This is a genomic window from Alcanivorax jadensis T9, from assembly GCF_000756655.1.
Classification (GTDB): Bacteria; Pseudomonadota; Gammaproteobacteria; order Pseudomonadales; family Alcanivoracaceae; genus Alcanivorax; species Alcanivorax jadensis.
The window spans coordinates 73,265-99,951 of sequence record NZ_ARXU01000001.1; the positions used below are offsets into that span (position 1 = coordinate 73,265).

Genomic DNA, 26,687 nt, shown 5'->3' on the forward strand with positions numbered 1-26,687 from the left:
TTGCCGCCTCGGGTTCGTCCGGTAGCGCCCGCGGGATCGGGCTGAGCGCGGGAAACATAATAAATAAAGGGTTCGACCATGCTTCGAAAACTTGGGTTTGGCTTAACCGCACTGGTAATCATGTCACCAGGCGTTGCGGCGGCTTTAGGGGTTGGGGAATACGAGCTGAATTCCTACCTGAATCAACCCCTGGATATGGAAATTTCCCTGCATGAGGTTGGGGATCTGACCGCAGAGGAAATCCTCGTGAACCTGGCGTCGCAGGCCGAATTCGACGCAGCCGGGGTGGATCGTGCCTATTTCCTCAACCGTATGGATTTTGCGGTCGAGCTGCAGGCCGGTGACAAGGCGCGGCTACATGTCACTACGGATCAACCAGTTCGCGAACCCTATCTGAATTTCCTGGTGGAGTTTCTCTGGCCGACCGGTCGACTGATGCGTGAGTACACGGTGCTGCTGGACCCGCCCAGCTATGCCGACAGCGCTTCTACAGCCGCTCCGACCATCAGCCGGGCACCACAGCCGGTAACCCGCACTGAGGCAGAACCTGAGCCGCAAGCCGCGCCGAGCCGTCCGGTCGCCCAGTCATCCCCGTCAGAATCTGCAAGCCCGGCGCCGGCGCCGGTGGCGGATAGCGGCCAGCGCAACACCTACACGGTGAAAGCCTCAGACACCATGTGGCGTATCGCCCTCGACAACCGTCCTGCAGAAAGTGTGTCCGTGCAGCAGATGCTGGTCGCTATCCAGACCATGAATTCTGACGCCTTTATCAACAATAACGTCAACCTGGTTCGGGAAGGGACGGTGCTGCGCATTCCCAACGAACAGGAAGTGCGCAATATCTCTACCCGCAATGCCATTGTGGAAGTGGCTGACCAGAATCGTAAATGGCGCGAGATGCTGGAGGCCCGTGGTATTGAGGCCCCTCAACAGCGTGCCCAGCTTGATGGTAGCCGCCAGGCTGCCGGCAGCGATGACGATGAGCAGGGTCCGACCACTGGCCAGGTGAAATTGGTTTCCCCGGAATCCACTGCTGGTGTAGATGACGGTGACAGCACCGGCTCGGCCCGCGATGGCAGTGCCAATACCGCAGTGCTTGAGAATGAGCTGGCCATTCGTGACGAGAATCTGGACCGTCTTGACCGGGAAAATTCCGAGCTCAAATCCCGTCTGGATGACCTTGAAGGCCAAACCCGTACCAGCGAGCAATTGCTGAAGCTGCGTAACGATCAGATTGCTCAATTGCAGGAAGAACTCCGCAAGTTGCGTGAAGAGCAGGGTGTCGCTGTGGAAGGCGATGATCCGCTTATGGAAGCGCCAGCTGAACCTGTGGCGACTGCAGATGAAGAAACTGATTCCACTGTTGCTAGCGACGATGACATAACGGCTAACGGTGACGAGGCTTCCGAGCCGACCGCGGGCGACGACGCTGACAGTGCTACTGTGGCGCAAACAGATGCCAGCGTTACCGAGGATGGCTCTGCAGCCGCTGATGATGCGGAAGGTGCGGACCGTGACGCACAGGACAATACTGATGCCACCGTTACTGCGGCTGAGCCTGCAGTGGAAAAAGCGCCAGAAGTGGTCAAGCCAAAGCCGGTGGCACCTGCGCAGCCTCCCGTCCAGGAGCAGCAGGGCGGCATCGTTGCCCTGTTGCTCGACAACCTGATGTATATCGCTCTGGGCTTGGTTGCCATCCTGTTATTGCTCTTCCTGCTGCTGCGCGGCAAGAAGAAGGACGGTGGTGACGACGAGACTGATGGTGCTCTTTTTGAAGATCTGGACGATGACGGTCAGGACGAATTTGGCCTCAACCTGGACGATGACAATGTCGCTACCGGTGCCGTCGCTGACCACGATGAAGAAGCTGACGTTCCGGAGCAGAGTAGCAGCCAGGATCCGCTGGAAGACGTGGAAGTCTATGTGGCCTATGGCCGCTACCCGCAGGCGGTGGATTTCCTGCGCAACGAAATCAACAAGCATCCTCAGCGGGCCGATCTGAAAGTTCGCTTGTTGGAGCTGCTCAAGGAAATGAATGACGATGCTGCCTTCCAACAGCAGACCAGCATTTTTGCTGGCACTTCCGCCGAGGTGGATGAAGCCATTGCCCGTCTGGGCGGCAGTGTTCCATCCCAGACATCAGACAGCGATGATGAAGCGTTGTCCCTGGATGATCTTGAAATGGGCCTGTCCTCCGGTCTGGATGACGATGTCCCCACCATGCAGGCCGATAAGCCGGAATTGTCCACCGACGCCTCTGATGACCAGGCGAAAGGGCATCAGGACGATGAGCTGGCTGATTTCGATTTCGAGCTGGATGCGGATGAGGGCAGCGACAGTGAAGATCACACTCTGATGCTGGATCCTTCCGAGGATACGGCCTCTCTGAATGATGATTTCAGCCTGGATTTTGAAGACGACAGCAAAACGGAAGCCGGGCAGGAAATACCTCTGTCCGACGCGGACAAGCAGTCCCTGGCTGCCAGCCCTGTTCTGGAACTGGACGATGTCAGCAGTTCCTCCATGGGCGATGGTGATGCCGAGTACGGGGATCTGAATCTGGATGACATGAGCCTCGAGTTCGATGAGTCCGGCGACAGCGAAGATAACAAGGAAGAGCTGGATCTTTCCCTGGATGATTTGGACCTGGATGGCGGTTCTGACGACAGCGCCGATGACACCCTGGCTGATCTGGACCTTGAACTGGATGAAGCGGAGAAATCCCTGGCCAGTTCTGCGGACAGTGACACAGAGGATGATCTCGCCGATCTGGATCTGGAAATGCCCGCTGATGAACCGACACCGGCATCCGAGCAGGCTGCCTCCCTGGAAGATCTGCTGGGTGATGAAGACCTGGAACTGGAGGGTGAGGGTGACAACCTCTCTCTGGACGAGGATTCTGTCCGGGAAGAAGCTCCGACTCCTGAGCCGGAACCGGAAGCCCCGGTAGCTCCTGCTGAGCCGGCTGAGGAGATTGCATCGTCTCCGGAACCGCAGGCGGTGACCGGCGATGTGCTGGGCGACGAGGACGATTTCGACTTCCTCGGGGAGACCGACGAAAACGCTACCAAGCTGGACCTGGCCAAGGCCTATATCGATATGGGCGACAGCGAAGGTGCTCGTGATATCCTCAATGAGGTGATCTCTGAAGGTAGCGATCAGCAACAGGCGGAAGCCCGTGAGCTGATGGGGCAGGTTGGTTAACCTCTACTGCTAGGAAATAAGGGGGCGATGCCTTATGGTATCGCCCCCTTTTTGTTTAGCTGCGAGTTGGAAGTTCAGGGTTGAAACAGTGTGTGGCGGGGTGTTGTTTGACGTTGAGCACCCTGCCCGCAAAGCAGGGCTGGTAAGTGTGGCTCCATCTTATCTGCTGGTTGGCACTTTGGTTCGCGATTTAACTTTCAGCTTTGACCTTTTAACTGAGGTTGCCATGGCCCGGATCGCCCTTGGAATTGAATACGACGGTACCGACTTTCGCGGCTGGCAGACCCAGCAAGCCGGCGTAAGAACTGTGCAGGAATGCCTTGAGAAGGCGCTATCGAAAGTGGCGGACCATCCTGTGTCGGTGGTCTGTGCTGGTCGCACTGATGCCGGCGTGCATGGCACCGGTCAGGTGGTGCATTTTGACTCCGATGCTCCCCGGGAAATGAAAAGCTGGATCATGGGTGGCAATACCAACCTGCCTCGGGATGTGACCGTTCGCTGGGCCACTCCGGTGAGCGAAGAATTTCATGCGCGTTTTTCTGCTGTCAGTCGCCGCTATCGATACGTGATCTACAACCACCCACGCCCACCGGCCCTGTATCGCAATCAGGTTACCTGGAATTATCGGCCGCTGAATCTCAACGCCATGCGTGAAGCAGCCGGTCACCTGGTCGGCAGCCACGATTTTACTGCTTACCGCAGTGTGCACTGTCAGGCGAAGTCACCGCACAAGACACTGCACAGTCTGAAACTGCATGAATTTGGCAAGGTGATCGTGCTGGAGGCTCATGCTAACGCCTTCTTGATGCATATGGTGCGTAATATAGCAGGCGTGCTGATGACGATCGGGGCGGGTAAGCGACCCGCCCATTGGGCTCGTGAGGTGCTGGAATCCGGGGACCGTCGCAAGGGGGCTGCAACGGCACCACCATTTGGCTTGTACCTCGTCGACATCGAATACCCGGACCATTTCGATTTACCCAGAGAGCCGCTTGGCCCCCTGTGGTTGCCGGATTCCCTTGAGGCATAATGAGCAGCCGGGCAGTGGTAAATGATTTATTGCCAATGCCCCGAAACATCCCTAATCCGCCGGGCTTTTGATACACTGGAGAACCCATGACCATACCCCGGGTCAAAATCTGTGGCATCACCCGCATCGAGGATGGACTGGCGGCAGCAAACGCCGGTGCCGATGCTATTGGTCTGGTATTTTACGAGCCCAGCCCCCGTTACGTTACGGTCGCCCGGGCGGCGGCAATATGCGCCAGCTTGCCACCGTTTGTGACCACGGTTGGTTTGTTCGTGAATGCGTCGCAAGCCACCATTGACCATGTGCTGGCTCAGGTGCCGCTGGATCTGCTGCAATTTCATGGTGATGAGCCCGCGCAGTTCTGCACCCGTTTTTCGCGTCCGTGGATCAAGGCGGTGCGCATGAAAGATGATGTGGATTTGTATCGCTGCGCGATGGAGTATCGTGAGGCGGCAGGGCTTCTGGTCGATAGCTATGTGCCCGGTGTGCCCGGTGGTACCGGTGAGACGTTTAACTGGGGCAGATTACCCAAGGATCTGCCCCTTCCCGTGGTGCTGGCCGGTGGCCTGCACCGGGGCAATGTGGCCGATGCCGTAGCACAGGTGCGGCCTTGGGCGGTGGATGTCAGTGGCGGCGTTGAGCAGAGGACTGTTCAGGGCGGCCGCAGTGGAGGGGTCAAGGACCCGTCCGCCATCCGCGCCTTTATCAAAAGTGCGAAAATACGAGGAGTAGCTGGTGTCTGAACGCCCTGATTTTTCTGCTTTTCCTGACGCCCGAGGCCATTTCGGCCAGTTTGGCGGCTGTTTTGTTTCCGAGACCCTGATGGGGGCTCTGGACGATCTGGCCGCCATGTATGAGCGTCTCAAGGATGATCCGCAATTCCGTGCGGATTTCGACTACGACCTGGCCCACTATGTTGGCCGTCCGTCTCCGCTGTATCTGGCGGAGCGATGGTCGAAGCAGCTCGGCGGGGCAAAGATCTGGCTCAAGCGTGAAGACCTCAATCACACCGGTGCCCATAAGGTAAACAACACCATTGGCCAGGCCCTGCTTGCCAAGCATATGGGTAAGCCGCGGGTGATTGCAGAAACCGGAGCAGGACAACATGGTGTGGCAACGGCCACTGTGGCGGCCCGCCTGGGTCTCGAGTGCCAGGTGTATATGGGTGCGGAGGACGTGGAGCGGCAAAAGCTCAACGTCTATCGCATGAGGCTGCTTGGCGCTGAGGTGATTCCGGTCACGTCCGGTTCAAAAACCCTCAAAGACGCCATGAACGAGGCCATGCGTGACTGGGTTACCAATGTGGATGACACCTTCTACATCATTGGTACCGTGGCCGGCCCGCATCCGTATCCGCTACTGGTGCGTGACTTCCAGTGCGTGATCGGTCGCGAAGCCCGCGAGCAGAGCCTCAAGCAGGCCGGCAAGCTGCCTGATGCGCTGGTGGCATGTGTCGGCGGCGGTTCTAACGCCATTGGCCTGTTCCATCCTTTCCTCAATGATGATGGTGTGGCCATGTATGGTGTGGAAGCTGCGGGTGACGGTATCGAAACCGGCCGCCATGCGGCGCCCTTGAGTGCCGGCCGTCCGGGTGTATTGCACGGTAACCGTACCTACCTGATGGAAGACGATAACGGCCAGATCATCGAAACCCATTCCGTGTCTGCTGGGCTGGATTATCCCGGTGTGGGGCCAGAGCATTCCTGGCTCAAGGATCTGGGGCGGGTGAAGTATGTGTCGGCGGATGACAAGGAAGCCCTCTCGGCTTTCCGTGAGCTGACCCAGGTAGAGGGCATCATGCCGGCCCTGGAGTCGGCCCATGCGCTGGCCTATGCTCGCAAACTGGCTCCGACCATGTCACCGGATCAGGACATCGTTATCAATCTGTCCGGTCGTGGAGACAAGGATATTCTGACTGTCGCCGCCATCGATGGCATTGAATTTTAAGGAGCAGTAATGCGTCGTATTGAAAGCTGTTTTCAGCGGTTGGCCGAGCAGAAGCGCAAGGCTCTGATTCCCTTTGTGACCGCCGGTGATTCCAGCAAGGAAGTGACGGTGCCGTTGATGCATGCCATGGTGGAAGCGGGGGCCGACATCATTGAATTGGGTGTGCCTTTTTCGGACCCCATGGCCGATGGCCCGGTAATCCAGAAGGCCTGTGAGCGGGCCCTGGCCCACGGCACGTCTACCCATGACGTGCTGGCCATGGTAAAGGAATTTCGCGAGCGGGATACCCAGACGCCGGTAGTGCTGATGGGCTATTTGAACCCGGTGGAAGCGCTTGGGTATGAAAGCTTTGCCAAGGCCGCCTCGCAAGCCGGTGTGGATGGCATTCTGCTGGTGGATCTGCCTCCGGAAGAAGCCCTGGAAATCAAGCCGGTGATGGATGCTCACGAGCTGGACATGATTTTTCTGGTGGCACCGACTACCTCGGATGCTCGTATCAAGCTGATTGGCAAGGCCGGCTCCGGCTACCTGTATTACGTCTCCCTGAAGGGCGTGACCGGCTCCGCATCACTGAATGTGGACGAGGTGGCTGGACGGGTTGAAACAATTCGCAACCTTGCTCAATTGCCCATTGGTGTCGGCTTTGGTATCAAAGACGCTGAATCTGCACAGGCGGTGAGCCGGGTGTCCGATGGTGTGGTCGTAGGTAGTGCTCTGGTGAACCAGATCGCTGCCAATCCGGATAACCCGGGGGCGATCAATAAGGCCATCAGTGACATCCTGGCCGCCATGCGCAACGCTATGGATCAGTAACGGGACCTTTGCATGAGCAACAGCAACTGGCTGGAGAAAATCCTGCCTGCAGTACGTCGCCCCCAGGAAAACCGGCGCAACAACATTCCCGAGGGGCTGTGGCGTAAATGCCCACGCTGCGACGGGGTGGTGTACCGGCCCGAACTGGACCGCAACATGGATGTTTGCCCGAAGTGTGAGCATCACCTGCGCATCAATGCCCGGCGGCGGCTCAAGCTGTTTCTGGACGAGGGGCCGCAGACGGAAATCGGTGCCGAACTGGCGCCAGTGGATCGTCTCAAGTTCAAGGACTCCAAAAAGTACAAGGACCGGCTGGTTGCTGCCCAGAAAGCCACTGAAGAGAACGATGCGCTGATTGTCCTTAAAGGGGCCCTGCACGGTGAGCCCCTGGTGGCCTGTGCCTTCGAGTTCAACTTCATGGGTGGTTCCATGGGCTCGGTGGTCGGCGAGCGTTTTGTCCGCGCCGTGGATGTGTGCCTGGAGCAGAAGCTTCCGTTGGTGTGTTTCTCTGCCAGTGGCGGCGCGCGTATGCAGGAGGCCCTGTTCTCCCTCATGCAGATGGCCAAGACCAGTGCGGCGCTGGAAAAGATGCGTCAGGCGGGCCTACCCTTTATTTCCGTGCTCACTGATCCGGTATACGGCGGCGTTTCCGCGTCCCTGGCCATGCTCGGTGATGTAAATGTGGCTGAACCCAATGCCTTGATCGGTTTTGCGGGGCCTCGGGTGATTGAACAGACCGTGCGACAGAAACTGCCCGAAGGCTTCCAGCGCAGTGAATTCCTGGTTGATCACGGTGCCATCGACATGATCGTGTCTCGCCACGATATGCGCGATACCCTCCATCGCCTGCTGGCGAACATGATGGGCTGGCCCCTCCAGACCGTTGATGACTGAAGACTCTGCCGCTTCCGCTCTGGCCGCCTGGCTGGAGCGGATTGAGGCCATGCATCCCACCGAAATCGAACTGGGTCTGGAACGCATCCACCAGGTGGCCTGCCGTCTTGGTGTGGATGCCATGCCGGTGCCGGTGATCACCGTGGCTGGCACCAATGGAAAAGGCTCCACCCTGCGCCTGATGCAGGTTCTGGCCGAGCGTCATGGCCGTCGAGTCTGTCTCTACACCTCTCCTCATCTGCATCGTTTCAATGAGCGCGTGCGTCTGCCCGGTGGCTTGGCCTCGGATCAGCAGCTCTGTGAGGCGTTTGAGCAGGTGGAGCGGGCACGCCAGGACGTTTCCCTGACCTATTTCGAGTTCAGTACCCTGGCGGCGCTGTTGCTGTTCCGGCAAAGCGAGGGGGATCTGGTACTGCTGGAAGTCGGCCTGGGTGGCCGGCTTGATGCGGTGAATATCGTGGACCCGAATGTGGCAGTGGTCACCTCTGTGGGACTGGATCATCAGGACTGGCTGGGTGACACCCGCGAGGCCATAGCGAGGGAAAAGTGCGGCATTGCCCGTCCCGGCAGACCGCTGATTTTTGGTGAGGCAGACTGGCCTCACAATCTGCCGGCCCTGGCAGACAGCTATGGCGTTGAGCCGGTGTTTGCCGGGCGAGAGTTTCGCCTCAATGAGCAGGGTGTGACGCTCTGTGATGGTCGCGAGCTGGGTTTTCCCGGCATGGTGACCCTGGGTCGGGATAACCTGGCGACCGCGTGTCAGGCGCTTGCCCTGGTTGGCGTCCCGGTTACCACACAGGACTGCGCAGCGGTGGCCGATGTGGCTCTGTTCGGGCGTTGTGAATTTCGCCAGCTGCAGGGACACCTATGCTGGTTTGATGTGGGCCACAATCTGGCGGCGGTGACCCGCTTCCTGCAACTGTTGCCGCCCTGCGAAGGCCGGCGGCATCTGGTGTTCGGAATGATGGCAGACAAGCCGATTGATGAGGTGGTGGCGTTATTTGCCGGTCAGTCAGTAAGCTGGCACCTCGCCGCCCCGGCCATGGCCCGGGCTGCATCGCCATCCCGGCTGGCAGCTGCCTTGCCGGCGCAGGCGCAATGCCGTCAGTATGAGAGTGTCTCCGAGGCACTGAGGGGTGCCCTGGACGCTGCACAGAGCAGCGATCAGGTGCTAATCTTCGGGTCTTTCTATACCGTTGCGGAAGCGAGGGGAGAGCAAGGTGGATAAACGAACCCGCCAGCGCATTATCGGCATTGTCCTGTTGTTGCTTCTGGCGGCTGTCCTGGCGCCCTTTGTGTTCCGGTCTCCGGAGCAGATTCGTAATGCGCTGGATATGCAAATACCGGATCAACCAGAGATGACTGCGGTGAATGTAGAACCGGTGGTCTCTGAAGAGATGGAAAGCGCTGCAGCAGAACGCATCCAGTCCGAGCGCGAGGCTGTCAAAGAGGCTGCGCAAGAGCAGTTGTGGGCCGAGACGGACAGCGCCGGTGAATCTGATGCTGATGACCGTGAAGATAGCCAGGCAGAGCCGGTTATCGACGACGCGCCAGTGCCACCACCCGTCAAACCGGATGATAGCCCGGTTCTGGCCGGTTTCGTGGTTCAGGTGGGCAGTTATTCCAGTGCTGATAATGCTGCAGGTGTGGTGGAAAAGCTGAAAGCCGCTGGTTATCGGGCCTACAGCGAAACCGACAGCCACCATGGCAAGGTGGTTCATCGGGTCATGGTGGGGCCGGAAATCCACAAGAAGGATGCCGAGCGAACCCGCCAGCAGCTGGCGGATGATAGTCGTTTTGGCTTCAAGGGGTTGGTGCGGATTTATGCTCCCTGATTCCTGCCGCCCACTTGGTGTATCCATGGGCAAGTGCTCCTGCCTCTGTTAAACTTCGCCCTCTGAATTTTCCGGGTAGCCGGGTGCGAGCAAGCGCACCCGGCTACCTCAGGAATCAAGCCGGTGAGAGCACGCTTTACATGAATCTGGCAGACGCCATCATTCTGATTGTCATCGCAATTTCCGCTTTGCTGAGCGTGCGCCGTGGCTTCACCCGCGAAGCCTTTTCATTGCTCACCTGGGTGGCTGCCTTTATCATCGCGCGCCTGTTCAGCCCGGCCCTGGATCTCCTTCTTCAAGATCAGATTGCCACCCCCAGCCTGCGAGCCGCCGTTGCTTTCGGCTTGCTGTTTGTCCTGACGCTGGTGGTGGGCGCCCTGATTAATCATCTGCTCGGTGAATTGATCCGTGTTACAGGGCTGAGCAGCACTGATCGCTTACTGGGTATGGTCTTCGGCGCCTTGCGAGGAGTGCTGCTGATGGTCGTGCTGGTAGCCTTGGGTCGGCATATGTTTGGCGCCGACCCATGGTGGCAAGAATCCACTCTGGTTCCGCATCTGGTCATGATGGAAGCGTGGACTCGGGACATGGGTGAGAAGCTGCTCGCCCTGGTCATGAACGTATAAGCAACGAGGGTGTGTAACATCATTCATATCGGTGGTGTAGCAGGCCCTAACGAGAGGAAAGTACCATGTGCGGCATTGTGGGCATTGTCGGCCATCGCTATGTGAACCAGGGCATCTATGATGCGCTGACAGTCCTTCAGCATCGGGGGCAGGATGCAGCCGGTATCGTTACCTGTGACGGGGATCGTCTCTATCTGCGCAAGGACAATGGCATGGTGCGGGATGTGTTTCGTACCCGCCATATGCGCCGTCTGGTGGGCAACATGGGGATTGGCCATGTGCGCTATCCCACAGCCGGTAGCTCCAGTTCGGCGGAAGCCCAGCCGTTCTATGTGAATTCGCCCTATGGCATCACTTTGGCCCACAACGGCAACCTCACGAACGCTGAGGCGCTGGCCGAACACATTTTTCGGGCTGACCTGCGCCACATCAACACCACTTCCGATTCCGAGGTGCTGTTGAATGTGTTCGCTCACGAATTGCAGAGCATCGGCAAGCTTCAGCCAGAACCGAACGATATTTTTGATGCCGTCGCTGCGGTGCACAAGCGGGTGGAGGGGGCCTATGCGGTGGTGGCCATGATCACCGGCTACGGCATTCTGGCATTCCGTGACCCCCACGGTATTCGTCCGGTCTGCTTTGGGCGCAAGGATACCCCCAACGGCCCCGAGTACATGGTGGCTTCGGAGTCCGTGGCGCTGTCTTCCCTGGGCTTTCATATCGAGAGAGACCTGGAGCCGGGCGAGGCCATTTATATTACTGCCGAAGGGGAAATGCACACCCGTCAATGTGCAGAAAACCCGAGCCTGCACCCATGCATTTTCGAGCAGGTTTACCTGGCTCGTCCGGACTCGATCATCGACGGTATCTCGGTGTACAAGGCGCGTTTGCGCATGGGCGAGAAACTGGCGGAAAAAGTAGAGCGAGAGTGGCCGGATCACGATATTGATGTGGTCATTCCCATTCCGGATACCAGCCGTACGTCGGCCCTGCAGATGGCCAATCATCTTGGCGTCAAATACCGGGAAGGTTTCATCAAGAACCGTTATATCGGCCGCACCTTCATCATGCCCGGCCAACAGCAGCGCAAGAAATCTGTACGCCAGAAACTCAATGCCATCGAGCTGGAGTTCAAGGGCAAGAATGTGCTGCTGGTGGATGATTCCATTGTGCGCGGTACCACCTGTAACGAGATCATCCAGATGGCACGGGAAGCCGGCGCCAAGAAAGTGTATTTTGCCTCGGCGGCGCCAGCGGTACAGTTCCCCAATGTCTATGGCATCGATATGCCGGCTGCCCAGGAGCTGATTGCCCACGGTCGTACCACTGAGGAAATCGGCAAACTGATTGGTGCAGACAAATTGATCTATCAGGACCTGGAAGATCTGGTGGAGACCTGCAAGGAAGGCAATCCCGGAGTGGAGTCTTTCGACTGTTCCGTGTTCAATGGAATCTATCTGGCAGGCAACATCACACCGGAATATCTGGCAGGCCTTGAAGCACGGCGCAATGACATGGCCAAGGGCAGTAATGAAAAAACCCAGGCACTGGCAGATAACGAGATTATCGATTTGCACAACACAAACTGAGTAAGACCCAAGGGAAAATTGAGGCCATCAATGAACGATCTTGATCCGACACAACTCGATGTGGAAACCCTGGCAATCCGCACGGCACAGTTGCGTACGGACGAGATGGCGCACTCAGATCCGATTTTCCTGACCTCCAGTTTTGTCTATGAAAGTGCCGCCCAGGCGGCGGCGCGTTTTGGCGGTCAGGAACCGGGCAATATCTATTCCCGTTTCACCAATCCAACCGTACGTGCTTTTGAACAGCGCCTGGCCGCGCTGGAAGGGGGCGAGGCCTGCGTGGCCTTTGCCTCCGGCATGGCCGCTATCAGTGGCACCTTCTTTTCCCTGCTTTCACCCGGCGATCATATCGTCAGCTCCCGCAGTGTGTTCGGCACCACCAATGTGGTGTTTGACAAATATCTGGCCAAATTCGGCATCGAGACGTCGCTGGTGGACCTGAGCGACCTGAAGGACTGGGAATCGGCAATCCGTCCGGAAACCCGCATCCTGTACCTGGAAACACCGTCCAATCCGCTATCGGAAATTGGCGATATACGAGCCCTGGCCAAACTGGCCCATGACAATGGCGCCTTGCTGGTGGTAGATAACTGTTTCTGCACGCCGGCCTTGCAGAAACCGCTGGAACTGGGCGCGGATATCATTATTCACAGCGCCACCAAATACCTGGATGGTCAGGGGCGCTGTCTTGGTGGTGCCGTGGTTGGGCCGAAAGCAGAAATGGAAGAAGTGCTGGGTTTTGTCCGCTCTGCTGGTGCCTGTATGAGCCCCTTCAACGCCTGGGTATTCCTGAAGGGGTTGGAAACATTATCGTTGCGCATGGAAGCCCAGAGTGCCCGCACTCAGGTGTTGGCCGAGTGGCTGGAAAGTCAGCCGGGCATCGTGCGGGTGCACTATGCGGGTCTCAAGAATCATCCCCAGCATGCCCTGGCCGGTAAGCAACAGTCAGGTTACGGTGCGGTCATGTCCATTGAAGTCGAAGATGCCGCGGGCAACCGGGATCGACAGGCAGCCTGGCGCTTTATTGATGCCACCCGGCTGATTTCCATTACCGCTAACCTGGGTGATGTTAAAACGACGATTACGCATCCGGCGTCAACCACCCATGGGCGCGTGAAAGAGGAAGAAAAACAACGGGCCGGGGTTACCGAAAATCTTATCCGTCTGGCCATCGGCCTGGAATCGGTCAACGACCTGAAGGCAGATTTGAACCGGGGGTTAGAGGCGCTCGGTAGCGCATAAAACGAGACGTTGCATACGCAATGCAACCTGTAAACAGAAAACGCTTTGGCATGACGCGTGAAGCGTCCAGCCTGTGGCGTTTGAAAGGGGAACCATGCAGGCACTGGATAAAGCCCTGGCCCAGGTGGGGCGTGTGGTACTGGGCAAAGAAGAACAACTGAAGCTCGCGCTTACCTGCATGCTGGCCAATGGCCATCTGCTTATCGAAGACCTGCCCGGCATGGGAAAAACCACCCTTGCTCATGCCCTGGCCCGGGTGTTCAAGCTTGAGTACCGGCGAGTGCAATTCACCAGCGACATGTTGCCGGCGGATATTCTCGGCGTTTCCGTATTCGATCCCAATACGCAGCAATTTTCCCTTCGCGAAGGGCCGGTGTTCACCCAGTTGTTGCTTGCCGATGAGATCAACAGAGCCACCCCGAAAACCCAGGGCGCTCTGCTTGAGGCCATGGAAGAGCGACAGGTGACCCTCGATGGTGTAACCCGTCCCTTGCCACAACCGTTCTTTGTTGTCGCCACCCAGAATCCGGTGGACCAAGCTGGCACGTTTGTGTTGCCTGAATCCCAGCTTGACCGTTTTCTGATGCGGATTTCCCTAGGCTACCCGGCTCCGGAAGTGGAGTTGCAGTTACTGGCCGGTGGCGACCTTCGCGAGCAGGTTCGTGAGCTGCAGTCGGTGATCACCAGTGAAGGACTGATCAAGTTGTCACGATTAGTGGGCAAGGTCCGCGCCAGCCACGAGTTGCTGGACTATGTACAGCGTTTGCTGGATGCCACTCGTTCTGATGATCGTTTCGTTGCTGGCCTTTCTCCCCGCGCCGGCCTGGGTTTGCTCAAGGCAGCCCGGGCATGGGCCCTGCTCAGTGGTCGCGATTATGTGCTGCCGGAAGATGTTCAAGCGGTGTGGCCATCCGTGGCGGAGCACCGTCTCAGTGCCCGTCAGGGAGGGAGTGTGGCGGCCATCACCCAGTCCCTACTGCAATCCGTCCCAGTCATCCGTCGCTAGCCCATGCAGTTGCCGGCGCCGCTTCGCAACTTCTACGAACGCTGGCTGGCCCGGCGTTTGCCGTCGGCGAGACAGATCGTGCTGGATCAACGGCGCATCTTTATCTTCCCCACCGGGTACGGTTTCTTTTATCTGCTGGTAGCGGCATTGCTGTTCATCGGTGGCATCAATTATGAAAACAACCTGATCCTGGCCTTGTCTTTCCTGCTTGCCAGCCTGTTCATGGTGGCGATTCTGCATACCTTCCGGAATCTTTCTGCTCTGGGTATACGAAACGGTGACAGCGAATCCGGTTTTGCCGGAGAAGAAGGGGCGCTGGAAATCGTATTGTTTGCCCAGCGACGGGAGCACCATTGCGTCTGGCTACGCTGGCGTGGCCAGGACGGTCAGCAGATCAGCATCCGCAGAGGGGAAGAGGAGAGCCTGTGGCTGAATTTGCCTCTTGCAGAGCGGGGCAGGGTGATGGCGCCTCGTCTCAAGGTAGAAAGCCGCTTTCCGCTTGGGCTGCTGCGTACTTGGTCCTATGTGACCCTGGACCATTATTGCCTGGCCTGGCCGCGTCCGAAGGAAAGCTTGGATTGTCCGGCAGATGGCGGTAAGGAAAATCAAGAGGCGTTCAGTAGCGGCCAGTCAGGGAACGACGAATTTCAAGGGCTGCGCAGCTACATCCCCGGAGATTCCCTGCGCCGGGTAGACTGGAAAGGTTACGCAGCTGGTCGAGGGTTGAATACCAAGCAGTTCGAGGAACCGGTGGGTGGTCGGCTTTGGTTGCGTTGGGATCGTTTGCCGGGGATTGGCGAGGAGCAGCGACTATCCGTGCTCTGCTACTGGATTTTGCAACTGGATCAGCAGCGCCAGCCCTATGGTCTGGCGTTGCCGGGTCTGACGTTAGCGCCGGATACCGGTGACGTGCATCGTTGGCGATTGCTGGATGCCCTGGCCGGTTATCCGGATTTCTGAGGTTTTCCATGGCGCGTATTTATCAGGTCCCGTCCCATACCCGACTCTGGCTCGCCCTGGCGGTCTTGCTGTGTTCCTTGCCGCAGCTTGTCAAAGGGCCTCCCTGGCAGGCCGGGTTGTTGCTGCTGGTGATTCTGATTCGCTGGCTGGTGGAGCAGCAGCGTATGACGTTGCCGGGTCGCATGGTTCGTTCGCTGCTGTTGATTGGCGCTGTGGTGCTGACCTTTTACAGTTTTGGCAGGTTGTACGGCCCGGAAGCAGGCGTTGCCTTGCTGGTCAGCCTGTTTGCGCTCAAGTATCTGGAAGTGGTGCAGCAGCGTGATGCCTATGTGGTGATTGTGCTGGGGTATTTTGTCTGTGCAACGGCGCTGTTGTTTTCCCAGGCACCGGGCATGTTCCTCTATGTTGTCCTTTGCATGACGGTCCTTACGACCTGCCTGGTGGGGATAAATCACAGTGATACCCGTGCCAGCGGCCTTCTGCATGGCAGGCGTGCACTGGTGATTACCCTGCAGGCTATTCCCCTGATGGTGGTGCTGTTCCTGTTGGTGCCTCGCGTGGCACCGTTGTGGAATATGCAGGTTGGAGGTGACAAGGCCCGCACTGGCATGAGCGACAGCATGTCGCCAGGGCAGATAAGCGAGCTGTCGGAATCTGCAGAGCTGGCTTTTCGAGTGGACTTTCAGGGGGATATGCCGCCTCGGGCTCAGCGTTACTGGCGGGGGCTGACACTGAGCCACTACGACGGACGTACCTGGCAGCAGGCAGTACCTCAGGGGCAGCCGGAATCGGAATATCTTTACCAGCGAGGAAGCGAAAAACCGGACTGGTACAAACGGCTTGAAGGCCGCCGATCCCCTGATCAGCAATATTATCGTTACCAGGTGATTGCTGAACCGACCCAGCGTCGCTGGTTGTTCAGTCTGGATGTTCCCTTCCCGTTGTACGGCGATGTGTCTTTAGCGAAAGATATGCGCCTGGTGGCCAATCAGCCGGTCTCTGAGAGGTTTGCCTATCGAGTGGACAGCGTTCCCGCGGTCTCTGCTGCCATAAACCTTACTAGCCAGGAACGACAACTGATGTTGTCGCTGCCGGAGGGAGCCGGCAGGAAGGCACGGGGATTAGCGCATCAGTGGCGACTTGAAAGTGATTCGGCGTCGGATATTGCACAGCGAGCACTGGATTACTTCCGTGATCAACCTTTTCATTACACCTTGCGTCCACCCAGGCTTACCGTGGATCCAGTGGATGACTTTCTTTTCCGAACCCGGCGGGGCTTCTGCGAGCATTATGCCTCCAGCTTTACTTTCCTGATGCGTGCTGCCGGGGTGCCGGCCAGGGTTGTGGTGGGCTACCAGGGGGGAGAGCGCAATGAACTGGGCTCTCATCTGCTGGTGCGACAGTATGATGCCCATGCCTGGAGTGAAATCTGGCTGGGCGGGCATGGGTGGACTCGTGTTGACCCCACCGGCGCGGTTGCGCCGGATCGTATCGAACTTGGACTCAGGGAAGCTCTCGAGAACAGCGAAGATGGTAGAGATCTGTTGGATGATCTGGGGCTGCGTCGTTTCTCGGATGGGGGCTTGTTCGCGAAAGTCAGTCAGTTGATGGATTACGTGGATTTCCGCTGGCAGACTTGGGTGCTGGGCTATGACAGCGCCTTCCAGTCCGAATTTCTGGAAGATCTGCTGGGCGCGGTTTCGCCAGTGCGCATTGCCATTGCCCTGATTGTCGCCGTCACCCTATTGATGGGGCTGTATGCATTGTTTCTGTTGTGGCACGGCGGCAATGAAAGGCTGACCCTGATGGAGCGGGAATACTGGCGACTGCATCAGCGTGCCAGTGAGCGGGGCCGCCCGCTGGAGGCGGGTCTGACTCCTATGCAGCTTTGCCAGGCGATCAGTGAACAGTGGCCTCAGGCAGCCATTGCTGCCGATAACTGGGCAAAATACTACCAGAAGCTTCACTATGACCCCGTCTCATTACCGAATAAACAGCAAAAGCGCCATTTACGCAGCCTGAGAAATCGCTTATACAAATTATTGGACTAGTGTGCTATCACTAGTCCATGGCCCTCTGGCCACGAGCTGCGATAACCGGTTGTTATGGAGAACGACAAATGCGCGCCGCAAATTACAAGAAAGGGCTGGAACTCACTGACCACGGCCCCTGGGCTCAGGCCTTCTGGGACGATCTGGTACCGTTAAAAAATCGGGTGGTGGAGCATCCGGTGTTCGTGGAAATGGGGGCCGGGACACTGAGCCTGCCTCGTTTTCGCAGTGCCTTGCTGAATTTCTACCCGCTGGTTGAAAATTTCCCCAAATACATGGGCCTGAATCTGGCCAAAACCCAGCCCGGTCGCTACCCAGGGCACGAAGAAAGCAAGAATTGGCTGATCAGCAATATCAAGGTCGAACAGCGCCATGCCTACTGGTACCAGGACTGGGCCATGGGCTTTGGTATCAGCCTGGAAGAGTTGGAGTTCGTGACTCCACCGGCAGCCATGGACGCGGTGAATCATTATCTCTGGCACATGGGCCGACAGGCTAGCCTGGAGGAAGGATTGGCTGCTACCAATCTGGCCATTGAATGGGCCACCGGCGAATGGAGCCAGAGTGTAGTGAAGGGCATGCAGGCCTACCAGGAAAATGGGGTGGCCACCATCAACCGCCATTCCATGGCCTGGTTGCGGGCCCACGCTTCCTACGATGATGCGCATCCCCATGAGGCCATGGAGTTGATCAAGCTCACCTGTGCTGATGAAGCAAGCCGGGAGAGGGCCTTCGCGGCAGCGGCGAAAGGGCTGGAGTACTACATTCTGGCACTGGACCACTGCTACACAGAGTCGGACTGAATCGACGGGGCACGCCTGCAAAGCCGTGAAAGCTGCCTATTGAGACTTGGTGGTTCTTCACGGCGTGGTGCCTGTTCTCGCTGTCAACTATTAACTATTAACTGTTCGCTGCCTCTACATATAGACCTTCAGCTTGTCGCGAATCACGCGTTGTATCGCTTTGATTTCCATGGGTGAGCGTTCCGATAGCCTGGACGGCTGAATCCTGTGCAGATGCAGGCAGGGAAAATCCTTTTTGAAGGCGCGTAAGTCCCTCTTGGTGATGACCGGCAAAAAAGGAATATCACTGGATTCCTTTTTCATCAGGGCCCACAGACCCACTTTCAGTGGCACCGGTTTGATAACCCTTTGCCATACTTGAGCAGACGTAACGTCAGAAAAAGCCCTTCCTTGCCAAACAAGTCCCCCGGCACGATATACATGCCCGTGGCGTGAACACTGTGATCCCCAATACTGTTAAAGGTATCGTGGTAAGCATAGGGGTTGGGCAGAATCACCAGTGAGCGATCATCATCCGGCGGTATGGAAATATCGTAGTTGGTATAGAGCTGCTCCACAGGTGCACTGTAAACACACAGCGTATCCTGAAACTGTTTGATAAAGTTGACCGCCCGCTGGTGGTTGTCAAAGTCATTCAGTTTCCAGATAAGGTGCTCTGGAATCCCCAAATCGTTCAGCATATTTCACTATATTGAGTAGTTATTAATTATTAGTTAATGAGCAGAATATAGCATAGGTTTAACCCCCGGCCAGTGGTATAGCCCTGTCAAAGTGATCAGAAGTGACCGCCGTCACGATGGTTGAGTAATGGACGGAATGAATGCAGAAAAAATTTCCCGTTGATGATGTTGTCGTGCCATTGCGTGACGCTTTGCTGAGTGCGGGGTGCGCGATTCTGGAAGCTCCGCCCGGGGCCGGGAAATCCACGCGTGTACCGCTACGGCTACTGGACCATTTCGGTGCTGATCAGGGTCGTATTCTGATGCTGGAACCACGCCGGGTGGCGGCTCGTTCCGTAGCCACCTTTATGGCCTCTCACCTGGGAGAGCCGGTAGGGCAAACCGTTGGTTACCGGACCCGCACCGATACCCGGGTTAGTGCTGCCACCCGGTTGGAAGTTGTCACTGAAGGTGTTTTGACCCGCATGGCGTTGAGTGATCCGGAGTTGCAGGGCATCTCACTGGTGATCTTTGATGAGTTCCATGAACGCTCCCTGAATGCGGATCTGGGACTGGCGCTGGTCAGTGAAATCCGTGAAGCATTCCGGCCGGATCTCGGGCTGCTGGTCATGTCCGCCACGCTGGATTGCGGACCGCTGGTGACCCTGCTGAATGCGCCTGTGATTCGCAGTGAAGGGCGCAGTTTTCCAGTCGATGTGATGTATCGGCCGCCTGCCCCTCGTCAGGACTGGCGAGATCATTGCGTGCAGAAAATCTGTTCTGTGGCCGGTGATGCCCAGGTGGTACTGGTGTTTCTGCCCGGCCGTGCGGATATCCGTCGGGTGGCCCGCGGTCTTTCCGAATCGGGACTCAGCTTGCCGATCGCCGAGTTGCATGGGGGGCTGCCGCTGGCGCAGCAACAGCAGGTGCTCGATTCAGCCAGAAACGGCGATGCCCTGATTGTACTAACCACCAATGTGGCGGAAACCAGCCTGACCATTGAGGGGGTCACCCATGTCATTGATAGTGGCCTGGCTAGGGAACCGGTCTATGATCCGGCCCGTCACCGTAGCCGGCTGGTCACGCGTCGGATCAGCGAGGCCAGTGCTCGCCAACGCAGCGGTCGGGCCGGGCGGTTAGGTCCCGGTTGCTGCGTGCGGCTATGGCCTGAGTCCGAGGTCATGGCCAGCCACCAGAAACCGGAAATAGCGCGAGTGGCGCTGGATCAGCTGGTGCTGGATCTAGCCCGCTGGGGATGCCGGGAGCCGCAGCAGATGCACTGGCTGGAGGCACCGCCATTGCCGGCCTGGCAGAGCGCGGTGGCCAGGCTTCGCGATGGTGGCGCGCTGGATAGGCAAGGCGGGCTGACGGACCATGGTGCAGCCATCGCCAGCCTGGGAGTCGAGCCGGCGCTGGCCATGCTGATACTGGCAGGCAGGGAGCAGGGATTGCCGGTGGCCGCAGCCCGAGTCGCGGCCTTGTTGTCCGAGCGGGACATCCTCAATGGTCAGGGCGTGGATTTGCGTAGTCGCCTGCAAGCACTGGAAAGCCACCCCGACCGCCACAGACTACTTCTTGCTGAAGCTCAGCGACTACTGCCTGGCAAGCCGCCCCGCGATAGCAATGACTGGCGGGATTGTCTGGGTGGGTTGCTGGCCCGGGTCTACCCGCGACAGGTGGCTCGCCTGCGCCAGGGTCAGGGCAATCGTTACCAGATGATGGATGGCCCCGGTGTACAACTGCCACCCGGAGATAGTCTGGCTGGCACACAATGGTTGTTGATTCTGGATACGGACGGCCAGCCCCGGGATGCCCGCATCCGACTCGCCATGCCACTGGAAGAGTCGGATCTGCAATCAGTCATGGCGCAGCATGGACAGTGGCATGAGCAGATTGGTTGGGATAGCGAGCGTCAGCGGGTAACTGGCTGGCGTCAGCACAGGCTGGGAGCTATTGTCCTGCAGAACCAGCCCATGGAATCGTTGAGCGCGGAGCAACAGATTCAGGGCTTGTTGGAGGGGTTGCGTGGGGATGGCCTGCGGCTGTTGCCCTGGTCTGATAGCTGTCGGCAGTGGCAGGCCAGAGTGACAAAACTGGCCGCTGTAGACGAAAGCGCCTGGCCGGATGTGAGTGATGCGGCCTTGCTGGAAAATCTGGAACGCTGGCTGGCACCGTTTCTCGCCGGCATGCGTACGCTGCAGGATTTAAAGCGGGTAGCCGTGCATGAAGCTCTTAATCTGTTGTTGACGGCGGATCAACACAAGCGTCTGCAGCGCTGTATGCCAGAGGCTATTGTCATTCCCACCGGGCGGCGGGTGCAACTCGATTACAGGGGGGATACGGTGGTGCTGGCCGTCAAGTTGCAGGAGTTGTTCGGGCTCACCCAACTGCCGCCCATTGCTGAGGGCAAGCTGACTATCAGTGCGCATCTGCTGACTCCGGCAGGGCGGCCGGCAGCCATTACCGATAACCTGGAACGATTCTGGCGGGAAAACTACCAGGCGGTGCGCAAGGACTTACGTGGCCGATACCCCAAACATCCCTGGCCGGAAGATCCGCTTGCGGCGGAAGCTACAGTCCTCACCAAGCGCCGTCTTAATGCAGGCCAGTAACGGCCTTTATCGTCAACGCCACGACGTTTTTTCTTCCTCCATAACCAGAAACGCCCGGCAAAAGCCGGGCGTTTCTGGTCTGGTTCGTGAAGCAATCAGTCAATCTTAAACAGATTGAGCAACCGGGATCTTCACGGTATCTGCCACGTCCTGGTACTCCGGCATCTGGTCGAAGTTCAGGTAGCGGTAGATCTCGGAGGACATGGAATCGATGGTGTTCGCGTATTCCATATACTCTTCGGTGGTGGGCAGCTTGCCGAGGATGGACGCCACAGACGCCAGCTCAGCCGATGCCAGGTACACATCCGCACCCTGACCCAGACGGTTCGGGAAGTTACGGGTGGAGGTGGATACCGCGGTGGACTTCGGCGCGATGCGAGCCTGGTTCCCCATGCACAGGGAGCAGCCCGGCATCTCGGTGCGTGCACCGGCACTGCCGAAGATGTTGTAGTAGCCTTCTTCGGTGAGCTGGTGCTGATCCATCTTGGTCGGCGGAGCGATCCACAGACGGGTCGGCATGGTGCCGCTTTCCACTTTCTGCAGCAGTTTACCGGCGGCACGGAAGTGACCGATGTTGGTCATGCAGGAGCCGATGAACACTTCGTCGATCTTGGCGCCAGCCACGTCGGACAGGGTCTTGGCATCGTCCGGGTCGTTCGGGCAGCACAGTACCGGCTCGTTGATCTGGTCCATGTCGATTTCGATGACGGTGTGGTACTCGGCATCGGCGTCGGCACGCATCAGGCTTGGGTTGGCCAGCCACTCTTCCATGCCCTGGATACGACGCTCAATGGTGCGGGCATCGCCGTAGCCATTTGAGATCATCCACTTGAGCATGGTGATGTTGGACTTCAGGTACTCGGTCACGCTGTCTTCAGACAGGGTGATGGTACAGCCGGCAGCGGAACGCTCGGCGGATGCGTCGGACAGCTCGAATGCCTGCTCGACGGTCAGGTCGTCGAGACCTTCGATTTCCAGTACGCGACCGGAGAACACGTTGACCTTGCCGGCTTTGGCAACGGTCAGGTGGCCATCTTTGATCGCCTGCATGGGGATTGCATGTACCAGGTCACGCAGGGTGATGCCCGGCTGGCGTTTGCCCTTGAAGCGAACCAGAACCGATTCCGGCATGTCCAGCGGCATCACGCCGGTAGCGGCAGCAAAGGCGACCAGGCCAGAGCCCGCGGGGAAGGAGATGCCCATGGGGAAACGGGTATGGGAGTCACCACCGGTGCCGACAGTGTCTGGCAGCAGCATGCGGTTCAGCCAGGAGTGGATGATGCCGTCGCCTGGACGCAGGGAAACACCGCCACGGTTCATGATGAAGTCGGGCAGGGTGTGCTGGGTTTCCACGTCAACCGGCTTGGGGTAAGCGGCGGTGTGACAGAAAGACTGCATCACCAGGTCTGCCTGGAAGCCCAGGCAAGCCAGATCTTTCAGTTCATCACGGGTCATCGGGCCAGTGGTGTCCTGGGAACCGACAGTGGTCATCTTCGGCTCGCAGTACATGCCGGGGCGAACGCCGTCCATGCCGCAGGCTTTACCGACCATTTTCTGGGCCAGGGTGAAGCCCTTGTCGGAATCGCCAGGCTGTTCCGGTTTGCGGAACAGCTCGGAAGGGGCCAGACCCAGGGCTTCGCGAGCCTTGGTGGTCAGGCCGCGACCGATAATCAGGTTGATACGGCCACCAGCGCGGACTTCGTCCAGCAGTACCTGGGAGCGCAGGTCGAATTCGGCGATCACTTCGCCGTCTTTCTCTACCTTGCCTGCGAACGGATAAACGTCGATCACGTCACCGGTGTTCATTTTCTCTACGTCGCACTCGAAGGGCAGGGCGCCGGAATCTTCCATGGTGTTGAAGAAGATAGGAGCAATCTTGCCGCCGATGCAGACACCGCCTGCACGCTTGTTGGGTACGAACGGGATGTCGTCACCGAAGTGCCACAGTACTGAGTTGGTGGCGGACTTACGGGAAGAACCGGTGCCCACAACGTCGCCCACATAGGCAACCGGGTGACCTTTTTTCTTCAGCTCGTCCATCTGGCTCAGCGGGCCGATCTCACCGTCTTTCTCCGGGTGGATGCCTTCACGGGCATTCTTCAGCATGGCATTGCCGTGCAGCGGGATATCCGGGCGGCTCCAGGCGTCCTGTGCGGGGGACAGGTCGTCAGTGTTGGTCTCGCCGGTAACCTTGAAGACAGACAGGGTCATCTTTTCGGCAAGGTCCGCGCGATTGGTGAACCACTCACCTTCAGCCCAGGACTCGATGACTTCCTTGGCCTTGGCGTTGCCGGCTTTCATCTTGTCTTCCACATCGTGGAAAGCATCAAATACCAACAGAGTGTGCTTGAGTTCGTCAGCAGCGATTTCTGCCAGTTCGGCATCATCCAGCGCTGAAACCAGCGTGGCCACATTGTAGCCACCCTGCATGGTGCCCAGCAGCTGCACGGCACGTTTGCGGTCGATCAGGGGAGAGCTGGCTTCACCGTTAACAATCGCGGTCAGGAAGGCGGCCTTCACGTAGGCGGCCTGGTCCACGCCCGGCGGCACGCGGTTAACGAACAGGTCCTGGATGAATTCTTCTTCGCCGGCCGGCGGGGCTTTCAGCAGCTCTACCAGGTCGGCAACCTGATGCTCGTTCAGCGGCTTGGGCGGCACACCGTCAACGGCGCGCTCTTCAACATGTTTGCGATAGGCTTCTAGCACAGCGTTTCCCTCTTTCTCGAATTGGCTGATTTCTTTTGGAAATCAGTCTTTTAGGGTGTTACTGGGGGTTGGAATTGCGCGCGGAGTATAGCCGAAATGCCATCAACTGTTAAGCCAAACCGCGGTTGTAGTCATTCACGGGATGAATACTCGTAATCACTGACAGCATGGTATGCGGCAATCAGTAGGGGGCTTTCAGGCCGTCCGGCGGGCGCCGGAAGCGTTTGTAGCTCCACAGGTACTGGTCAGGGGATTCGTCGATAAGATGTTCGATGGAGCGATTCATTGCCGCAAGGGCAGTATCCAGGTCGTCATCAGCGACGGCGGGATCAGCCGGACGGACTCGAATTTCGTAGCCCTGGGTGCCGGGCAGGCGGCGGGCCCAGGCCATGAAAGTGACCGCGCCGGTCTGGCGTACCAGCTTGCAGGCCAGGGTGCCGGTGTAGGCCGGCTGTCCGTAGAAAGGTACATGCCGGCCGCTGCGGCGGTCGGGTACCTGATCAGGAAGAATGGCTGTCAGGGCACCTTTTTTCATGGCGCGCACTAATCCGGCTACACCGCGAGCGGTAGTCGGGTACATGGTGGAGCCAAAATGCTCCCGCCCTTGCCTTACCAGTTGATCGACTTCTGGCAGGCCGGAAGGAGCAAACATGGCGTGCAGCCCGAACTCGGTGGCGAGCCAGAAATTCAGTACTTCCCAGCAACCCAGATGAGGCGCCAGGATCATGATGGGTTTGCCGTCCTGCACCGCTTGCCGCAGAGGGGCATCGCCGTCCACGGCGACTATCCGTGTCAGTCCTTGGTTGGGGTGCCGCCAGAAGAGTGCGATTTCAAAGGTGTTCTTGATGCTCTCCACCAATGATTTGCGGGCGAGCCGGGTGCGTTCTTCCTCAGATAAGGCAGGGTAGCTAATTGCCAGATTGGTCTTGCTGATCGTCAAAGCCCGGGTCGGCAGCCAAGACAGCAACGTGCCGATAAAGGAGGCGAGTGCTCGGTTGACAGCAAAGGGTAACGCGCCCAGCAGTCGCAGTGCGATGATGGCCGCTTGTCCTTTTGCCCGCTGTACGCGTGGATGTGTTTTTCTGCCCATGACGCGACAGTATACGGGCGCGACGAGTGAGCACCAGCGGTGCGGATGAGATTGCGCACAAAAACGCTATAATGCCGACGCCCGTTTCCTGATCGGCTCCTCTAAGCCTGTGAGATTTCCATGCACGACATTTCCCATATTCGCGATTTTCTTCCCTGTGACACGCCGTCGGCCTGGGTTAATTGGGCATTGCAGCATCCTGATATCCTGCTTATCGACCATGCTCATTGCGAAAAGAAAGCGGCCAGCACCGCGTTGAATCTGATGTTTCGTTATGTGGACCGGCCTGAACTGCTGGATACGTTGAGCCAGCTGGCGCGAGAGGAGCTGCTGCATTTTGAGCAAGTCATACAGCTGATGCGAGACCGCGGTGTGACCTACGACCACATGACGCCTGCGCGTTATGCCAAGGGGCTGCGCCAGCATATACGCACTTCGGAGCCTGGTCGGCTGGTGGACACCATGATCGTAGGGTCGTTAATCGAGGCGCGGAGTTGTGAGCGTTTCGCCGCGTTGGCGCCGCATGTGGATGCGGAGCTGGGGCGTTATTACCGTTACCTGCTGAAGAGTGAGTCGCGCCATTTTGAGGATTATCTGAAGCTGGCTGAACAATATGCCGGTGGGCCGATCGAGGAGAGGGTGAGTTTTTTCAAGGAAGTGGAGCGTGAATTGGTGGAGTCGCCGGATTCGGAGTTTCGGTTTCATTCCGGTATTCCGCAAGCCTGACAGAATTCCCTGTAGGAGCGGTGCTCTCTGTGCTCTGCGAGTATGAGCCGCGAACCTCGCTTGCGAGGAAATCGCCGATAGGCGATCAGGCATGGTCGCTAGGGACAGATCTGTCAGGTATTTTCCGGCGGATTCGCGCCTCGAGCGGCGCTCCTACAGGAGGTCAGATTTCAAAGCTTTCCAGTCTTAAGCCCTTCTCGCTATCCGCCACAATCTGCCACCCCAGCTTGCCCCAATCACCCAGCACCCAGCGCTTACCCTGGCCGTCGGCCAGTTCAACATCGTGGATATTGGGGCGATGGGTGTGGCCGTGGATCAGGTGTTTGACGCCGGCCTCTTCCATAACCCGAACCACTTCTTCCGGGGTCACGTCCATGATGTTTTCTGCCTTGTTGGCGTTGTTGCCCTGGCTTTGCATGCGCATGCCCTGGGCGATCATGCGGCGCTCTTCCAGCGGCTTTGCCAGCATGCCCTGTTGCCACTGGGGATTACGGGCCATGGTGCGAAACTGCTGGTAGGCGGTATCCAGGGTGCACAGGCTGTCGCCGTGCATCAGCAGGACGGGGGTGCCATACAGATCCACCACGGTGCCTTCTTCCAGCAAGGTGCCGCTACAGGCAGCGGCGAAATCGTCACCGAGCATGAAATCCCGATTGCCATGCATGAAATAGAGCTGGCTGCCGTTGTCACTGAAGCTGCGGAAGGCGCCAATGGCTTCCTGATTGAACGGGGTGTCATCGTCGTCGCCAATCCAGGCTTCAAACAGGTCGCCCAGTACATAGAGGGCATCAGCCTGGCCGGCGTGGGCTTCCAGCAGTTTGCCCAGCGCTTCCAGATGCTCCGGCCGGGCCGGATCCAGGTGCAGGTCTGAAATAAACAGGGTATAGCTCATGG

General features: G+C 58.1%; 22 protein-coding genes. 17 read left to right on the plus strand and 5 right to left on the minus strand.

The features are described 5' to 3' along the window. The first annotated feature begins 120 nt into the window (after positions 1 to 120). The 15 genes from T9A_RS00355 to T9A_RS00425 all read left to right on the plus strand — a co-directional run bounded on the left by T9A_RS00355 (position 121) and on the right by T9A_RS00425 (position 18,000). Positions 121 to 3,204, plus strand: a complete 3,084-nt coding sequence (locus tag T9A_RS00355; RefSeq protein ID WP_232221935.1) for a FimV/HubP family polar landmark protein — start codon at positions 121 to 123, stop codon at positions 3,202 to 3,204. Between the two features lie 226 nt (positions 3,205 to 3,430). Then, positions 3,431 to 4,234 (plus strand): tRNA pseudouridine(38-40) synthase TruA, encoded by an 804-nt coding sequence (gene truA, locus T9A_RS00360; RefSeq protein WP_035244144.1) that lies wholly within the window; start codon positions 3,431 to 3,433, stop codon positions 4,232 to 4,234. Positions 4,235 to 4,320: 86 nt separating this feature from the next. Continuing rightward, positions 4,321 to 4,977: a phosphoribosylanthranilate isomerase gene (locus T9A_RS00365; RefSeq protein ID WP_035244146.1), complete on the plus strand. Its 657-nt coding sequence runs from the start codon at positions 4,321 to 4,323 to the stop codon at positions 4,975 to 4,977. Next, on the plus strand, positions 4,970 to 6,181 hold the full coding sequence (trpB, locus tag T9A_RS00370) for a tryptophan synthase subunit beta (RefSeq protein ID WP_035244150.1): 1,212 nt from the start codon (positions 4,970 to 4,972) through the stop codon (positions 6,179 to 6,181). Before T9A_RS00365 ends, trpB begins: the two co-directional genes overlap by 8 nt. A gap of 9 nt (positions 6,182 to 6,190) precedes the next feature. Beyond that, on the plus strand, positions 6,191 to 6,994 hold the full coding sequence (gene trpA / locus T9A_RS00375; RefSeq protein WP_035244152.1) for a tryptophan synthase subunit alpha: 804 nt from the start codon (positions 6,191 to 6,193) through the stop codon (positions 6,992 to 6,994). 12 nt (positions 6,995 to 7,006) lie between these two features. Continuing rightward, positions 7,007 to 7,888, plus strand: coding sequence for an acetyl-CoA carboxylase, carboxyltransferase subunit beta (gene accD / locus T9A_RS00380; RefSeq protein WP_035244153.1), 882 nt, complete (start codon positions 7,007 to 7,009; stop codon positions 7,886 to 7,888). Further along, the gene (locus tag T9A_RS00385; protein WP_035244156.1) at positions 7,881 to 9,116 is read left to right on the plus strand and encodes a bifunctional folylpolyglutamate synthase/dihydrofolate synthase; all 1,236 of its coding nucleotides are present in this window, start codon (positions 7,881 to 7,883) and stop codon (positions 9,114 to 9,116) included. Before accD ends, T9A_RS00385 begins: the two co-directional genes overlap by 8 nt. Further along, positions 9,109 to 9,723 (plus strand): SPOR domain-containing protein, encoded by a 615-nt coding sequence (locus T9A_RS00390; RefSeq protein ID WP_232221936.1) that lies wholly within the window; start codon positions 9,109 to 9,111, stop codon positions 9,721 to 9,723. The genes T9A_RS00385 and T9A_RS00390 overlap by 8 nt, the downstream gene beginning before the upstream one ends. A 140-nt stretch (positions 9,724 to 9,863) precedes the next feature. Further along, on the plus strand, positions 9,864 to 10,349 hold the full coding sequence (locus T9A_RS00395; protein ID WP_035244160.1) for a CvpA family protein: 486 nt from the start codon (positions 9,864 to 9,866) through the stop codon (positions 10,347 to 10,349). 65 nt (positions 10,350 to 10,414) lie between these two features. After that, positions 10,415 to 11,938: an amidophosphoribosyltransferase gene (gene purF, locus T9A_RS00400; RefSeq protein ID WP_035244162.1), complete on the plus strand. Its 1,524-nt coding sequence runs from the start codon at positions 10,415 to 10,417 to the stop codon at positions 11,936 to 11,938. Positions 11,939 to 11,968: 30 nt separating this feature from the next. Further along, positions 11,969 to 13,180, plus strand: coding sequence for an O-succinylhomoserine sulfhydrylase (locus tag T9A_RS00405; RefSeq protein ID WP_035244164.1), 1,212 nt, complete (start codon positions 11,969 to 11,971; stop codon positions 13,178 to 13,180). 94 nt (positions 13,181 to 13,274) lie between these two features. Beyond that, the gene (locus tag T9A_RS00410) at positions 13,275 to 14,186 is read left to right on the plus strand and encodes an AAA family ATPase (protein ID WP_035244165.1); all 912 of its coding nucleotides are present in this window, start codon (positions 13,275 to 13,277) and stop codon (positions 14,184 to 14,186) included. 3 nt (positions 14,187 to 14,189) lie between these two features. Beyond that, the gene (locus T9A_RS00415) at positions 14,190 to 15,146 is read left to right on the plus strand and encodes a DUF58 domain-containing protein (protein WP_052042399.1); all 957 of its coding nucleotides are present in this window, start codon (positions 14,190 to 14,192) and stop codon (positions 15,144 to 15,146) included. 8 nt (positions 15,147 to 15,154) lie between these two features. Continuing rightward, positions 15,155 to 17,197: a transglutaminase TgpA family protein gene (locus T9A_RS00420; protein ID WP_035244167.1), complete on the plus strand. Its 2,043-nt coding sequence runs from the start codon at positions 15,155 to 15,157 to the stop codon at positions 17,195 to 17,197. Positions 17,198 to 17,265: 68 nt separating this feature from the next. Beyond that, the gene (locus tag T9A_RS00425) at positions 17,266 to 18,000 is read left to right on the plus strand and encodes an iron-containing redox enzyme family protein (protein WP_035244169.1); all 735 of its coding nucleotides are present in this window, start codon (positions 17,266 to 17,268) and stop codon (positions 17,998 to 18,000) included. Positions 18,001 to 18,114: 114 nt separating this feature from the next. Here the strand turns inward: T9A_RS00425 and T9A_RS17220 are convergent, their stop codons facing one another. Together T9A_RS17220 and T9A_RS17225 are read right to left on the minus strand one after the other, a co-directional pair. Then, positions 18,115 to 18,303, minus strand: a complete 189-nt coding sequence (locus tag T9A_RS17220; protein ID WP_232221937.1) for a hypothetical protein — start codon at positions 18,301 to 18,303, stop codon at positions 18,115 to 18,117. 20 nt (positions 18,304 to 18,323) lie between these two features. Beyond that, positions 18,324 to 18,680 carry a hypothetical protein gene (locus T9A_RS17225; RefSeq protein ID WP_232221938.1) on the minus strand — a complete coding sequence of 119 codons (357 nt, stop codon included), beginning with the start codon at positions 18,678 to 18,680 and terminating at the stop codon, positions 18,324 to 18,326. Positions 18,681 to 18,820: 140 nt separating this feature from the next. On the opposite strand from T9A_RS17225, the gene hrpB reads away from it, so the two are divergent. Further along, positions 18,821 to 21,271, plus strand: a complete 2,451-nt coding sequence (gene hrpB, locus T9A_RS00435) for an ATP-dependent helicase HrpB (protein WP_035244171.1) — start codon at positions 18,821 to 18,823, stop codon at positions 21,269 to 21,271. Between the two features lie 105 nt (positions 21,272 to 21,376). Here hrpB and acnB read toward each other — a convergent pair whose 3' ends face one another. Both acnB and T9A_RS00445 read right to left on the minus strand, forming a co-directional pair. Continuing rightward, a complete protein-coding gene (gene acnB / locus T9A_RS00440) occupies positions 21,377 to 23,977 on the minus strand; it encodes a bifunctional aconitate hydratase 2/2-methylisocitrate dehydratase (RefSeq protein ID WP_035244172.1) in 2,601 nt (866 codons plus the stop codon). 181 nt (positions 23,978 to 24,158) lie between these two features. After that, a complete protein-coding gene (locus T9A_RS00445) occupies positions 24,159 to 25,067 on the minus strand; it encodes a lysophospholipid acyltransferase family protein (protein ID WP_035244174.1) in 909 nt (302 codons plus the stop codon). 120 nt (positions 25,068 to 25,187) lie between these two features. Between T9A_RS00445 and miaE the strand changes: the two genes are divergently transcribed. Then, positions 25,188 to 25,793: a MiaE family protein gene (gene miaE / locus T9A_RS00450; protein ID WP_035244177.1), complete on the plus strand. Its 606-nt coding sequence runs from the start codon at positions 25,188 to 25,190 to the stop codon at positions 25,791 to 25,793. Between the two features lie 163 nt (positions 25,794 to 25,956). On the opposite strand, the gene T9A_RS00455 is transcribed toward miaE, so the two are convergent. Beyond that, positions 25,957 to 26,685, minus strand: coding sequence for a UDP-2,3-diacylglucosamine diphosphatase (locus T9A_RS00455; protein ID WP_035244179.1), 729 nt, complete (start codon positions 26,683 to 26,685; stop codon positions 25,957 to 25,959). Positions 26,686 to 26,687 lie beyond the last annotated feature (2 nt).

Coding starts and splice junctions, on each gene's coding strand:
- T9A_RS00355 (WP_232221935.1), top strand. CDS start 121: ATGTCACCAGGCGTTGCGGCGGCTTTAGGGGTTGGGGAATACGAGCTG.
- truA (WP_035244144.1), top strand. CDS start 3,431: ATGGCCCGGATCGCCCTTGGAATTGAATACGACGGTACCGACTTTCGC.
- T9A_RS00365 (WP_035244146.1), top strand. CDS start 4,321: ATGACCATACCCCGGGTCAAAATCTGTGGCATCACCCGCATCGAGGAT.
- trpA (WP_035244152.1), top strand. CDS start 6,191: ATGCGTCGTATTGAAAGCTGTTTTCAGCGGTTGGCCGAGCAGAAGCGC.
- accD (WP_035244153.1), top strand. CDS start 7,007: ATGAGCAACAGCAACTGGCTGGAGAAAATCCTGCCTGCAGTACGTCGC.
- T9A_RS00385 (WP_035244156.1), top strand. CDS start 7,881: ATGACTGAAGACTCTGCCGCTTCCGCTCTGGCCGCCTGGCTGGAGCGG.
- T9A_RS00395 (WP_035244160.1), top strand. CDS start 9,864: ATGAATCTGGCAGACGCCATCATTCTGATTGTCATCGCAATTTCCGCT.
- purF (WP_035244162.1), top strand. CDS start 10,415: ATGTGCGGCATTGTGGGCATTGTCGGCCATCGCTATGTGAACCAGGGC.
- T9A_RS00405 (WP_035244164.1), top strand. CDS start 11,969: ATGAACGATCTTGATCCGACACAACTCGATGTGGAAACCCTGGCAATC.
- T9A_RS00410 (WP_035244165.1), top strand. CDS start 13,275: ATGCAGGCACTGGATAAAGCCCTGGCCCAGGTGGGGCGTGTGGTACTG.
- T9A_RS00415 (WP_052042399.1), top strand. CDS start 14,190: ATGCAGTTGCCGGCGCCGCTTCGCAACTTCTACGAACGCTGGCTGGCC.
- T9A_RS00420 (WP_035244167.1), top strand. CDS start 15,155: ATGGCGCGTATTTATCAGGTCCCGTCCCATACCCGACTCTGGCTCGCC.
- T9A_RS00425 (WP_035244169.1), top strand. CDS start 17,266: ATGCGCGCCGCAAATTACAAGAAAGGGCTGGAACTCACTGACCACGGC.
- T9A_RS17220 (WP_232221937.1), bottom strand. CDS start 18,303: ATGAAAAAGGAATCCAGTGATATTCCTTTTTTGCCGGTCATCACCAAG.
- T9A_RS17225 (WP_232221938.1), bottom strand. CDS start 18,680: ATGCTGAACGATTTGGGGATTCCAGAGCACCTTATCTGGAAACTGAAT.
- hrpB (WP_035244171.1), top strand. CDS start 18,821: ATGCAGAAAAAATTTCCCGTTGATGATGTTGTCGTGCCATTGCGTGAC.
- T9A_RS00445 (WP_035244174.1), bottom strand. CDS start 25,067: ATGGGCAGAAAAACACATCCACGCGTACAGCGGGCAAAAGGACAAGCG.
- miaE (WP_035244177.1), top strand. CDS start 25,188: ATGCACGACATTTCCCATATTCGCGATTTTCTTCCCTGTGACACGCCG.
- T9A_RS00455 (WP_035244179.1), bottom strand. CDS start 26,685: ATGAGCTATACCCTGTTTATTTCAGACCTGCACCTGGATCCGGCCCGG.